Origin of the sequence: Streptomyces sp. NPDC048420, from assembly GCF_040651535.1 — a bacterium.
Taxonomy (GTDB): domain Bacteria; phylum Actinomycetota; class Actinomycetes; order Streptomycetales; family Streptomycetaceae; genus Streptomyces.
Window position 1 is genome coordinate 54,206 of the sequence record NZ_JBEZKG010000038.1, and the last position, 13,688, is coordinate 67,893.

8 protein-coding genes are annotated in these 13,688 nt (G+C 70.8%); 7 read left to right on the forward strand and 1 reads right to left on the reverse strand.

All coding sequences use genetic code 11. The annotated features are described in order from the left end of the window. Nucleotides 1–2 precede the first annotated feature (2 nt). The 5 genes from AB0D34_RS42585 to AB0D34_RS42605 all read left to right on the forward strand — a co-directional run bounded on the left by AB0D34_RS42585 (nt 3) and on the right by AB0D34_RS42605 (nt 8,283). A complete protein-coding gene (locus AB0D34_RS42585; protein WP_362672394.1) occupies nt 3–1,757 on the forward strand; it encodes an ABC transporter ATP-binding protein in 1,755 nt (584 codons plus the stop codon). Then, nucleotides 1,754–3,514, forward strand: a complete 1,761-nt coding sequence (locus tag AB0D34_RS42590; RefSeq protein ID WP_362672395.1) for an ABC transporter ATP-binding protein — start codon at nt 1,754–1,756, stop codon at nt 3,512–3,514. The genes AB0D34_RS42585 and AB0D34_RS42590 overlap by 4 nt, the downstream gene beginning before the upstream one ends. 232 nt (nt 3,515–3,746) lie before the next feature. Then, nucleotides 3,747–5,804, forward strand: a complete 2,058-nt coding sequence (locus AB0D34_RS42595; protein WP_362672397.1) for a M4 family metallopeptidase — start codon at nt 3,747–3,749, stop codon at nt 5,802–5,804. A 233-nt stretch (nt 5,805–6,037) separates the two neighbouring features. After that, the gene (locus AB0D34_RS42600; protein WP_362672399.1) at nt 6,038–7,702 is read left to right on the forward strand and encodes a M4 family metallopeptidase; all 1,665 of its coding nucleotides are present in this window, start codon (nt 6,038–6,040) and stop codon (nt 7,700–7,702) included. A gap of 71 nt (nt 7,703–7,773) precedes the next feature. Next, nucleotides 7,774–8,283, forward strand: coding sequence for a DUF1990 domain-containing protein (locus AB0D34_RS42605; RefSeq protein ID WP_362672401.1), 510 nt, complete (start codon nt 7,774–7,776; stop codon nt 8,281–8,283). Nucleotides 8,284–8,313: 30 nt separating this feature from the next. Here the strand turns inward: AB0D34_RS42605 and glgP are convergent, their stop codons facing one another. Further along, nucleotides 8,314–10,932 carry an alpha-glucan family phosphorylase gene (gene glgP, locus AB0D34_RS42610; RefSeq protein ID WP_362672403.1) on the reverse strand — a complete coding sequence of 873 codons (2,619 nt, stop codon included), beginning with the start codon at nt 10,930–10,932 and terminating at the stop codon, nt 8,314–8,316. A gap of 297 nt (nt 10,933–11,229) precedes the next feature. On the opposite strand from glgP, the gene AB0D34_RS42615 reads away from it, so the two are divergent. Then, a complete protein-coding gene (locus AB0D34_RS42615; RefSeq protein ID WP_362672405.1) occupies nt 11,230–12,426 on the forward strand; it encodes a S8 family peptidase in 1,197 nt (398 codons plus the stop codon). 222 nt (nt 12,427–12,648) lie between these two features. Next, nucleotides 12,649–13,688 (forward strand): maltotransferase domain-containing protein (locus AB0D34_RS42620; RefSeq protein WP_362672407.1); only part of this gene is annotated, 1,040 nt, incomplete at its 3' end.

The window sequence follows — 13,688 nt, forward strand, 5'->3', positions numbered from 1 at the left end:
GTGTGATCGACGCGTACGAGGATCCCGGCACGCCCGACGTCCGCGGCGGCTGGCGGTATCTGTGGTGGCTGGTGCGCTGTCAGCCGGGGCGGTCGGTGGCCGGGGCGCTGCTGGGCAGCACCTGGATGGTGCTGCTCGCGGCGACGCCGTATCTGATGGCGAAGGCGATCGACGAGGGTCTGGAGCCGGGTGACTGGCCGGCGCTGGCCGGCTGGAGCTTCGCGCTGTTCGCGGTCGGTTCGTTCAACGCCTGGCTGAGCATCATGCGGCACCGCACGATGACCCGGGTGCGGATGGACGCCAACTTCCGCACGGTCAAGGTGGTCGTCGGACAGGCGGTCCGCCTCGGCGCCGCGCTCTCGCGGCGGACCGGAGCGGGGGAGGTCGTCACGATCGGCGTGGGTGACGTGGGGACGATCGCCGGAGCGCTGACCGTCGTCGGCCCCGGCGTCGGGGCGTGCGTCGCCTATCTGACGGTCGCTGCCGTCCTGATCTCGGTGTCCCCGGTTCTCGCGACCGTGGTCCTCCTCGGCATCCCGGCGATCGTGCTCCTGGTGGGCCCCTTCCTGTCCCGCCTCCAGGGCGCCGAGACGGAGTACCGCAACCGCCAGGGTGTCCTCACCGCCCGCATCGGCGACCTCGCGGGCGGTCTGCGCGTCCTCAACGGCCTCGGCGGCAAGGGCCTGGTCGCCGACGCCTTCCACCGCGATTCCCAGCACCTGCGGGCCCAGGGCTACCGGGTCGGCGCGGTCACCAGCTGGGTCCAGTCCCTCGGCGTGGGCCTGCCCACCCTCTTCCTCGCCGTGGTCACCTGGCTCGCGGCCCGTCTGGCCGCCCAGGGGGACATCACCGTGGGCGAGTTGGTCGCGGTGTACGGCTATGTCGCGGTCCTGGTGGGCCCGGTGGCGTTCTGGGTGGAGTGCGGATACCAGCTGAGCCGGGGTGTGGTGTCGGCGAGGCGGGTCGTACGGTTCCTGCGGCTGGAGCCGCTGGAGGACCAGGGCACGAGAGACGCCCCCGCGGAGCCGTCGGTCCTGCACGACCCGGAGTCGGGGGTGAGCATCCGCCCGGGCCGCCTGACGGCACTGGTATCAGCCCAACCAGCGGACACGGCAACGGTGTTGGACCGCCTGGCCCGCTACACCCCGTCGCAGGCGACGTGGGCCGGAGTACCGATGGACGACATCAGGCTGCCCCAGATCAGGGAGCACATCCTGCTGGCGGACCACGAGGCAGACTTGTTCGCGGGCACACTGCGCGATGTGATTGGGGGCGCGGATTCTGACCTCAGGGGCGCGGGGCTGTATCAACATGCGGCTCCGCCGCGGGGCGCGACCAGCCCCCACGCAGCCGCAGCCGCCATACACGCAGCCGTGGCAGACGACATCGTCCAAGGCCTCCCAGACGGCCTCGACGCACAAATGGACGCCCAGGCCCGCAACCTCTCCGGCGGCCAACGCCAACGCATCCGACTGGTCCGGGCCCTCCTCGCCAACCCGGAAGTCCTCCTCGCCACAGAACCCACCTCCGCCCTGGACGCCCACACGGAAGCCCTCGTGGCAGAGCGCCTACGCGAGGCAAGAGAAGGCCGCACCACAGCCCTCACCACCACCTCCCCCCTCGTCCTCGACCGCGCCGACACAGTCCTCTACCTGGTCGACGGCAAACTCGCGGCAACCGGCACCCACCAACACCTGCTCGCCACGGAACCGGGGTACCGCGCCCTGGTCGCACGAGACGTGGAGGTCATGAAGTGAGCGGGAGCAAGGGCCACCTCCCGGTCGCCGATCAGGCCACCGTACGGCGGGCCGCCGCCCGACTGGTCCGCAAGGACACCCGCGCCTTCACCGCCGTACTCGCCCTGAACTCACTCGCCGCCCTCACCGGTCTGGCCGGCCCCTGGCTCCTCGGCCGGATCATCGACGAGGTGCGCGCCGGAGAGGGGGTGACCGCGGTCGACCGGCTCTCCCTCGTCCTCGTGGTGTGCGCGAGCACCCAGCTCCTCCTCGCCCGCTGGGCCCGCTACGTCGGCCACCGCTTCGGCGAACGGACCCTGGCCCGCGTCCGCGAGGAGTTCGTGGGGCGCACGCTCGCCCTGCCCGCCTCCGTCGTGGAACGCGCCGGCACCGGCGACCTCACGGCCCGCGGCACGGCGGACGTCGCCGCCGTGGGCACCACGCTGCGAGACGCGGGACCCGAACTGCTCATCAACTCGGTGCAGTTCGTGTTCCTGGTCGCCGCGGTCTTCTTCCTGGACCCCCTCCTGGGCCTGGTCGGCCTGTTCGGTCTGCTGCCGATCTGGTTCGCGCTGCGCTGGTATCTGCGGCGGGCGCGGGACGGCTACCTGGCCGAGGGCGCCGCCACCTCAGAGGTCGCCGAGATCCTCGCGGCCACCGCGTCCGGCGCCCGCACGGTCGAGGCGCTGCGTCTGGAGGACCACCGCGTCCGGGCGAGCCGGGACGCCCTCGAGACGGCTCGCGGCGCCCGTCTGTACACCCTGTACCTGCGCAGTGTGTTCTTCCCTGTGGTGGACGTCTCGTACATCCTCCCGGTGGCCGGGGTACTCCTGGTCGGCGAGGCGCTGCACACGCAGGGCGTGCTGAGCCTGGGGGCGATCGTCGCGGCCGCCCTGTACCTGCGGCAGATGGCCAATCCCCTCGACCAGATCCTGATGCGGGTCGAGCAACTCCAGTCCGGCGGCGCCTCGTTCGCCCGCGTGGAGGGCCTCGCCCAGGCTCCCCGCACAACAGAAGGGGGCTCCCCCACCCCCGCCGACGACCGCATCGACGTGACCGACGTGCGCTACTCCTACGACCGCGGCGGCGAGGTCCTGCACGGCGTCGACCTGACCGTCCGCCCCGGTGAACGGCTCGCCGTCGTGGGCCCGTCCGGCGCCGGGAAGTCCACGCTCAGCAGGCTGCTGGCGGGGATCGACGCCCCGACCTCGGGATCGGTGACCGTCGGCGGGGTCCCGGTCGTCGGCCTGGACCCGGAGCAACTGCGCCGCCAGGTCGTCCTGGTCACCCAGGAGCACCATGTCTTCCTCGGCACGGTCCGCGACAACCTCCTCATCGCCGAACCCGGCGCCGGGGACGAGGAGTTGTGGGCCGCCCTGACCGCCGTAGGAGCGGACGGGTGGGTGCGGGAGCTGCCGGAGGGTCTCGACACCGCTCTGGGTGAGGAGGGTTGCCGTACGGACGGTTCGCAGGCGCAGCAACTCGCCCTGGCGCGCGTGGCGTTGGCCGACCCGCACACGCTGATCCTCGACGAGGCGACCGCGCTGCTCGATCCCACGACCGCCCGGCACACCGAGCGGGCGCTGGCCGCCGTACTGGAAGGGCGCACGGTCATCGCGATCGCGCACCGGCTGCACACCGCGCACGACGCGGACCGGGTGGCGGTGATGGAGAACGGTCTGCTGACCGAACTGGGCACGCACGAGGAGCTGGTGGCGGCGGGTGGCGCGTACGCGGCGCTGTGGGGGTCGTGGCACGGAGGGCCGGGCGGCGACTGACCCCAAGAGACCGTATATCGAACATGAACAACCGGACAACGAACTGTTTCCGGCCAAGTTTCTGACGCGCTCCTGACAGACAGCGCAATCCACTGCCACTCTTCCCACGGCAACTTCACAGCAACCCCACAGCACCACCGTTCTGCGTACCTCCATGTTGTGCCCGGACGGTCGACCCACCGTCCGGTCTCCCCCGGCCGCGTGATCCGCGGCCGCGCAGAAGGAGTCAGTGTTGAGAGACAGTTCCTCCCACAGACGCACCCCCCGCACCCCCCACCCCCTGCACCGCAAGGCCGCCGCCGTGGCCCTCGTCGGTGTCTCCGCCCTGATCGCCGCGGCCGTCCAGTCGGGCGCCGCCACCGCAGCCCCGGAGAAGGCACCGTCGGCCGCGAGCAAGGTGATCCCGGGCGCCGAGTCCCTCAAGCTCAGCCCCGCCCAGCGCGCCGAGCTGATACGCCAGGCGAACGCCACGAAGGCGGACACCGCCAAGGACCTCGGTCTCGGCGCCAAGGAGAAGCTGGTCGTCCGTGACGTCGTCAAGGACGGCAACGGCACCCTGCACACCCGCTACGAGCGCACCTATGACGGCCTGCCCGTCCTCGGCGGCGACCTCGTCGTGGAGACCACGAAGGCCGGCGCGACCGAGGGTGTCGTCAAGGCGACCGCCAAGGCGATCAAGCCGGCCACCACGACCGCGGCCCTGCCCGCCGCCAAGGCGGAGAAGCAGGCGCTCACGCTCGCGAAGGCGGCCGGCGCCGACAAGGCCGACACCAACCGCGCCCCGCGCAAGGTGATCTGGGCCGGGAACGGCACGCCGACCCTGGCGTACGAGACGGTCGTCGGCGGCCTCCAGGAGGACGGCACGCCGAACGAGCTGCACGTCGTCACGGACGCGGCGACCGGCGCGAAGCTCTACGAGTACCAGGGCATCGAGACCGGCACCGGCAACACCATGTACAGCGGCACGGTCACCCTCGGCACCACCCAGTCCGGGTCGACGTACAACCTGACCGACGGGGCGCGCGGCAACCACAAGACGTACAACCTCAACCGCGGTACGTCGGGCACCGGCACCCTCTTCTCGGGCGCGGACGACATCTGGGGCAACGGAGCCGCGTCCAACGCGGAGACCGCGGGCGCCGACGCGCACTACGGTGCCGCGCTCACCTGGGACTACTACAAGAACGTGCAGGGGCGTTCGGGTATCCGCGGTGACGGGGTCGGGGCGTACTCCCGGGTGCACTACGGCAACGCGTACGTCAACGCGTTCTGGTCGGACAGCTGCTTCTGCATGACCTACGGCGACGGGTCGGGCAACACCCACCCGCTGACGTCCATCGACGTGGCCGGTCACGAGATGACCCACGGCGTCACGTCGAACACCGCGGGGCTCAACTACTCGGGCGAGTCCGGCGGTCTGAACGAGGCGACCTCCGACATCTTCGGCACGGCCGTCGAGTTCTACGCCAACAACTCCTCCGACGTCGGTGACTACCTCATCGGCGAGGAGATCGACATCAACGGCGACGGCACGCCGCTGCGGTACATGGACCAGCCGAGCAAGGACGGCTCGTCGTACAACAACTGGACCTCCGGCATCGGTTCGGCCGACGTGCACTACTCGTCCGGCCCCGCGAACCACTTCTTCTACCTGCTGAGCGAGGGCAGCGGCGCCAAGACCATCAACGGCGTGAGCTACAACTCGCCCACCGCGGACGGGCTTCCGGTCACCGGGATCGGCCGGGACAAGGCGGAGAAGATCTGGTTCCGCGCGCTGACCACGAAGTTCACGACCACCACCAACTACGCGGCGGCCCGTACCGGCACCCTCGCGGCGGCGGGTGAGCTGTACGGCACGACGAGCGCCGAGTACACGGCCGTGGCGAACGCCTGGGCGGGCGTGGCGGTCGGCTCGCGTCCGGGTGGCGGCGGCGGTGGCGGCACCTCGTTCGAGTCCACCACCGACGTGTCGATTCCGGACAACGGGGCGGCGGTCAACTCGCCGATCACGGTGTCGGGGCGCACGGGCAACGCGCCGTCGAACCTCGCGGTCGCGGTCGACATCGTGCACACCTACATCGGTGACCTCCGGGTCCAGCTGATCGCCCCCGACGGGACGGCGTACACACTGAAGGCCTACAGCACCGGCGGCAGCACCGACAACCTCAACACCACGTACACGGTGAACGCCTCCTCCGAAGTCGCCAACGGGACCTGGCAGTTGCGGGTCCAGGACAACGCGGCCCAGGACACCGGCTACATCAACAGCTGGAAGCTGACCTTCCCGTAGGACGGCCTCCGCGCGGACAGGGCGCCGCCCCGGTGGTTCGAATCCACCGGGGCGGCGCCCTCTTTCACATTCCTGAAACATTTACTGGACAGTCAGCTTCCAGCCAACATCACTTCAAGGTCATGACATGTACGCGCCCCTGATGACACTCTTCCCTCACCCGCCGCACAACTTCACATCCACCCCGGACAGTTGCCCCACGACCGCCCGGGATCCCCCACGAAGGAGCTTGTGTGACCCCCCTCTACGCGCGTCACAAGCGCACCACCCTGGCCATCGCCACCGCGGTCGCGGCCGGGGCCCTGCTCACCACCGGTCTGACCGCCGGTGCCGCGTCCGCCGAGACCCCGGCGGACAGCGGCAGAAGCACCCTCTCCGCCGCCCCGCTCCAGCTGTCCGCGGCCGCCCGCACCTCGCTGATCAAGCAGCAGCAGGCCGGTGCCGCCGACACCGCCCAGGAGATAGGCCTCGGCGCCAAGGAGAAGCTGGTCGTCAAGGACGTCGTGAAGGACGCCGACGGCACGGTGCACACGCGCTACGAGCGCACCTACGACGGCCTGCCCGTCCTCGGCGGCGACCTGGTCGTCCACGAGGCGAAGTCCGGTGCGACCGAGGGCGTCTCCCGGGCGACGAACAAGACCATCAAGGTCGCCTCCCTGACCCCGAAGCTCTCCGTCGCCAAGGCCGAGACCCAGGCGCTGACCGCCGCCAAGGCCGCTGGCTCGGACAAGACCGCCGCCGACGGTGCCCGCAAGGTCATCTGGGCCGGCTCGGGCACCCCCGTCCTCGCCTACGAGACGATCGTCGGCGGCTTCCAGGACGACGGCACCCCGAGCCGGCTGCATGTCATCACCGACGCGGCCACCGGCAAGAAGCTCTACGAGTACCAGGGCATCGAGAACGCGACCGGCACCGGCAAGAGCCTGTACTCGGGCACGGTCAGCCTGGAGACCACCCTGTCGGGCTCGACGTACCAGCTGACCGACGGCACGCGCGGCAGCCACAAGACGTACAACAAGGCCCACGCCACCAGCTCCTCCGCCGGCACCCTGTTCACGGACGCCGACAACACCTGGGGCACCGGCGCGGCCTCCAGCTCCACCACGGACCAGACCGCGGCCGTCGACGCCGCCTACGGCGCGGCGACCACCTGGGACTTCTACAAGTCCACCTTCGGCCGCAGCGGCATCAAGAACAACGGTGTCGCGGCCTACTCCCGTGTCCACTACGGCAACGCGTACGTCAACGCGTTCTGGGACGACAGCTGCTTCTGCATGACGTACGGCGACGGCGAGTCCAACACGCACCCGCTGACCTCGCTGGACGTGGCCGGCCACGAGATGAGTCACGGCGTCACCTCGAACACGGCGGGCCTGAACTACTCCGGCGAGTCCGGCGGCCTCAACGAGGCGACCTCGGACATCTTCGGCACGGGTGTGGAGTTCTACGCGGCCAACTCCAACGACGTCGGTGACTACCTCATCGGCGAGGAGATCGACATCAACGGCGACGGCTCCCCGCTGCGCTACATGGACAAGCCCAGCAAGGACGGCGGCTCGGCGGACTCCTGGTCCTCCTCGGTCGGCAGCCTGGACGTGCACTACTCGTCCGGCGTCGCGAACCACTTCTTCTACCTCCTCTCGGAGGGCAGCGGCGCCAAGACGATCAACGGCGTGTCCTACAACTCGCCGACGTCCAACGGCTCCACGGTCACCGGCATCGGCCGCGCCAAGGCGCTGCAGATCTGGTACAAGGCGCTGACGACGTACTTCACGTCGACGACCAACTACAAGGCGGCGCGCACGGGCACGCTCTCCGCGGCGACGGCCCTGTACGGCTCGGGCAGCACCGAGTACAACGCGGTGGCGGCGGCCTGGTCGGCGGTCAACGTCAGCTAGCAGTCCCCAGGGTCTGACGGGCGGTACCCGGAACGAAGGCATTTCCGGGTACCGCCCTACTCTTGGGTCCCATGTCCTTCACGTACGACGACGTCGGCGCGACCCGGCGGAGCGGATTCTGCCCGCCCGGCTTCCACCCCCTGCACGTACGCACCCGCATCGGCGAGGGCCACGACGTCTTCCAGAAGGCCTCCGAGGCGGTCCTGACCTGGGAGATGCACCGCGGCCTCGGCGTCGGCATAGACGCCAGCGCGGACCGCGCGGCCCCCGACGTGGACGTGACGGTCACCCTCGCCGGAGTCATCAAAGCGCCCTGCCGAGTGGTCTGGACGGTGGAGGAACACCGCAGAGCGGGCTGGGCCTACGGCACCCTCACCGGCCATCCGGAATGCGGCGAGGAGTCCTTCGTCGTGGACCGCACGGGTGACGGCACGGTGTGGTTGACGGTGTCGGCGTTCAGCCGCGCCGCAAAGTGGTACGCCAGGGCCGGCGGCCCGGCGACCCGCGGTCTGCAGCACGCGTATGCGCGCAAGTGCGGGGCGGTGCTGCGGAAGCTGTGCGGCGGGGAGGACGCGGGCTGAGCGGGAAGGCCCCGCCCGCGCCCCCGTGGTTCACCGCATGAGCACCCCCGCCCCCTCCACCACATCCTCCGAAGGCACCGCCACCAGCCCCAACTCCGTGCCGGACGCCAGCAGTCGGTGGGCGGGCAGGATGCGGACCGTGTAGCCGAAGGGCCCGGTGCGGTCCAGGGACAGCGGGCCCTCGTAGACCCAGCGCCCCTCCGGGTCCGGGCCGCCGACCGACTTCAGCGGGACCGTCGCCGCGTCCGCGATGCGGTCCTCCTCGTCCACCCGGCCGGAGACCGCCTGGACCTCCACGTCGTCCGGGCCGAGGGCGCCGATGCCGACGCGGACCCGCAGGCCGAGCGTGGTGCCGAGTTCGGCCGTGGTCGTCGTGACGGTCGTCTCCACGTGGTCGACCGTCACCTCGTGCCACTGCTCCCGCACCCTCGACTTCCACTCCGCGAGCTCGCGCGCCGCGTCCGGGGCCATCGTGCGGTGGGCGTGGGCCGCGGGGGCGTAGAGGCGTTCCACGTACTCACGGACCATGCGGCCGGCCAGGACCTTCGGCCCGAGCAGGGTCAGCGTCTGGCGGACCATCTCGATCCAGCGGTCGGGCAGACCGCCCTGGCCGCGCTCGTAGAAGCGGGGCGTCACCCGCTGTTCGAGCAGGTCGTAGAGGGCGTCGGCCTCTATGTCGTCCCGGCGGTCCGGTTCCGTGCCGTTGCCGTCCGCCGTGGGGATCGACCAGCCGAAGTCGGGCTGGAACCACTCGTCCCACCAGCCGTCCAGGACGGACAGGTTCAGGCAGCCGTTCAGAGCCGCCTTCATCCCGCTCGTCCCGCACGCCTCCAGCGGCCGCAGCGGGTTGTTGAGCCAGATGTCGCAGCCCGGGTAGAGCTTCTGCGCCATGGCCATGCCGTAGTCGGGCAGGAAGACGATCCGGTGCCGCACCCGCGGGTCGTCCGCGAACCGCACCAGCTCCTGGACCAGGCGTTTCCCGCCGTCGTCCGCGGGGTGCGCCTTGCCTGCCACCACGATCTGGATGGGTCGTTCGGGGTGCAGGAGCAGGTCCATCAGCCGGTCGCGGTCCCGCAGCATCAGCGTCAGGCGTTTGTACGAGGGGACGCGGCGCGCGAATCCGATCGTCAGGACGTCGGGGTCGAGCACCCCGTCGATCCAGCCCAACTCCGCCGTACCGGCGCCGCGTTGCCGCCAGGACGCCCGCAGCCGCTCCCGCACCTCGACCACCAGCTGCTCGCGCAGATCACGCCGCAGCTCCCAGATGTCCTGGTCGGGGATGTCGCCGACGGCGTCCCAGCGGTCCGAGCCGCCGACGGTCAGCGCGTCCTCGGTGCGCTGGGCGCCGATCTGCCGGGCGCCGAGCCGGAGCACCTCGGGGGCGACCCAGGTCGGGGCGTGCACCCCGTTGGTCACGGAGGTGATCGGCACCTCCTCGGGGTCGAATCCCGGCCAGAGTCCGGAGAACATCTCCCGGCTGACCTGACCGTGCAGCAGCGAGACCCCGTTGGCGCGCTGGGCGAGCCTGAGGCCCATCACCGCCATGTTGAACAGGTTGGGTTCGCCGCCCGGATAGGTCTCCATGCCGAGCGCCAGGATGCGGCCCACGTCCATCCGCGGGAGCTCGGCGTCGGTGCCGAAGTGCCGGGCGACCAGCTCCCGGTCGAAGCGGTCGATGCCGGCCGGGACGGGGGTGTGGGTGGTGAACACGGTCCCCGCGCGGACCGCCTCCAGACCCGCGTCGAAGTCGAGTCCCTGGTCGCAGAGCTCGGCGATCCGCTCCAGGCCGAGGAAGCCGGCGTGTCCCTCGTTGGTGTGGAAGACCTCGGGATGGGCGTGGCCGGTCAGCCGGCAGTACGTCCGTACGGCCCGCACACCCCCTATCCCGAGCAGCATCTCCTGGAGCAGCCGGTGTTCACTGCCGCCGCCGTACAACCGGTCGGTCACCCCGCGTTCGCCGAGGTCGTTCTCCTCGACGTCGGAGTCCAGCATCAGCAGGGGGACGCGGCCGACCTGGGCCAGCCAGATCCGGGCGTGCAGCTGCTTGCCGCCGGGCAGGGCCAGCGACACCTGTGCCGGGGTGCCGTCGGCCTCCCGCAGCAACGCCACGGGCAGTTCGTTGGGGTCCAGGACCGGATAGTGCTCCTGCTGCCAGCCGTCCCGGGACAGGGACTGGCGGAAGTAGCCGTGCCGGTACAGCAGCCCGACCCCGATCAGCGGTACGCCCAGGTCACTGGCCGCTTTCAGATGGTCGCCGGCGAGGATGCCCAGGCCGCCGGAGTACTGCGGCAGGGCGGCCGTGACGCCGAACTCGGGCGAGAAGTAGGCGACGGCGGCCGGGAGTTCACCGGGGTGGGCCTGGTACCAGCGCTCACCGGTGACGTAGTCGTGGAGGTCGTCGGCGACCGCGGTGAGCCGGCGCAGGAAGCGGCGGTCCTCGGCGAGCTCGGCGAGCCGGGCGGGGCGCACGCTGCCGAGCAGTCGTACGGGATCACCGCCCGACGCGGCCCAGCGCTCCGGATCGACGGACTGGAAGAGATCACGGGTCTCCGCGTGCCAGGACCAGCGCAGATTGCGCGCGAGATCGCTCAAGGGCCGCAGGGTCTCGGGGAGGACGGGTCGGACGGTGAATCGACGGATAGCCTTCACTTGCCACCTCGTCAGGCGTGCGGAAGAGGACACACGGCGGTGTGCATCCCGTCGTCAACCTCGACGGTATCCGTGCGGAGGCTCCCGTCACCACGGTGCCGCTCCGGATCCAACAGGCCAAAACACGCTGCAACCTCCACACGTCCCCCATAGCCGATATGGCCGATTCCACCCCCACGGGCGTTCTTGTGGTGCTTCACACCGCACGAGAGGCTGCCTGTGGCGTACCGGCCGACGTCGGGTGCACCCGGCGGACCGCGGCTGCCGTACGCCGAGTCGAGGAGGGGACTCGAAGTCATGGCACAGACGCGAGACCGGCGTCTGCGCTGGGTGGGGGGCCTGACCGCGGTGAGCTGTGCCGCCGCGCTTTCAGCCATTGCCCTGCCCGCGCACGCCGCACCACAGGGGCGGATACTCGGCGCCGGAGAGCCCGGTTCCGTCAGCGGGAGTTACCTGGTGACACTCAAGGGGGGAACGAAGGCTCCGTCGGCGACCGGAAAGAGCCTCGCCGAGAAGTACGGGGCGAAAATCAGCCATACCTACGGCACGGTACTCAACGGCTATGCGATCAGGGCCGACGAGAGACAGGCCGGGCGGCTCGCGGCGGACCCACAGGTCGCCTCGGTCACCCAGGACACCCGGGTGAACCTGGAGCACACCCAGAAGAACCCGCCGTCCTGGGGCCTGGACCGGGTCGACCAGCCGAAGCTGCCGCTGGACAAGTCGTACACCTGGCCGGAGTCGGCGGGCGCCGGGACGACGGTGTACGTGATCGACACCGGCATCCGGATCTCCCACAAGGACTTCGGGGGCCGGGCGCGTCACGGCTGGGACTTCGTCGGGGGCGACCGGTCCGCGGGCGACGGCAACGGCCACGGCACCCATGTGGCGGCCACCGTCGCCGGCACCAGGTACGGCGTGGCCAAGCGGGCCAGGGTGGTCGCCGTACGCGTCCTCGACAACAACGGCGCGGGCACGACGGCCCAGGTCATCGCCGGTATCGACTGGGTGACGAAGAACGCCCGCAAGCCGGCGGTCGCCAACATCAGCCTGGGCGGCTACCACAACGCCCAACTGGACGCCGCCGTACGCAACTCCATCGCGTCCGGGGTGACCTACGCGGTCGCCGCGGGCAACGACGGGCTCCCGGCCGGGCTCTACTCGCCGGCCGGCGTACCGCAGGCGATCACCGTCGGCGCGACCGACACCAAGGACAGGCGGGCGGGCTTCTCCAACTACGGCTCGGCGCTGGACCTGTTCGCGCCAGGTGTGTCGATCACCTCGGCGGGCATCACGAGCGACACCGCCAGGGCGACCTACTCCGGTACGTCGATGGCGACCCCGCACGCGGCGGGCACCGCCGCGCTGTATCTCGCCGACCATCCGAAGGCCACACCGGCCCAGGTGGGCAAGGCACTTGTCGCTCTGGCGGAATCCGGGAAAGTCTCCGGCCGGGGACTGGGATCACCGAACAAACTCCTGCAGGTGCCGTAATCCTGGTGAGAGCGTCCGCACACCGGCCCCGTTTGTCCGAACGGGGCCGGTCGTGTGCGTGGACATACGCGTGAGTAGTTAGCAAAGTGCCGGATTGCCCACCCGAATAGGGTGGGAAGGCTCCTCCGGTACACGGCTCAGGTAGGTTCACCGGTACGCCCCGCAGGACCCCCCTCCCCACATCCATCCGCCCACCCGAAGTTGATGCGGACAGGAGCGGTCATGCCCGCCACGCACCACTCGTCAGCACCCCCGACGTCCAGCACCGAATCACCCCCCACCCGCCCCGACACCGCCGGACCGCCGACCGGGGAGCGACCCTCCCCGGCAACGGAACGGACCACGGCCGTCGGGCGCATACCGGTGCTGGACGTGCGCCCCGTCGTCCAGCACGGCCGCCGGCCCGCCAAGGCGGTCACCGGTGAGACGTTCGAGATCTCGGCCACCGTGTTCCGTGAGGGCCATGACGCGGTCGCCGCCAATGTCGTACTGAAGGACCCGGAGGGCCGCGCCGGGCCCTGGACCCCGATGCGGGAACTGGCCCCGGGCACCGACCGCTGGGGCGCCGACGTCACCGTCGGCGCACCGGGCCAGTGGACCTTCACCGTCGAGGCCTGGGGCGACCCCGTCACCACCTGGCGCCACCACGCCCAGATCAAGATCCCGGCGGGCATCGACACCGAGCTGGTCCTGGAGGACGGCGCGCGGCTGTACGAACGGGCCACGGACGGGGTCCCGAAGAAGGGCAAACGCCAGGTCCTGCGCACCGCCGTCGAGACGCTCAGGGACGAGTCCCGCCCCGCCGCCGCCCGTCTCGCCGCCGCGTTGACCCCCGAGGTGGACGAGGTGCTGGCGCGCTATCCGCTGCGGGAGTTGATCACGGCGTCGGAGACGTTGCCGCTGCTGGTGGAGCGGGAGCGGGCGTTGTTCGGTTCGTGGTACGAGTTCTTCCCCCGCTCGGAGGGCACGCCCGAGCGGCCGCACGGCACGTTCCGTACGGCGGCCCGCAGGCTGCCGGCGATCGCCGCGATGGGCTTCGACGTGGTGTACCTGCCGCCGATCCACCCGATCGGCACGACGTTCCGCAAGGGCCGCAACAACACCCTGTCCGCCGGGCCGGAGGATGTCGGGGTGCCGTGGGCGATCGGCTCGCCGGAGGGCGGGCACGACGCGGTCCACCCGGACCTGGGCACGCTGGAGGACTTCGACTGGTTCGTCCAGGAGGCTGCCGGGCACGGTCTGGAGATCGCGCTGGACTTCGC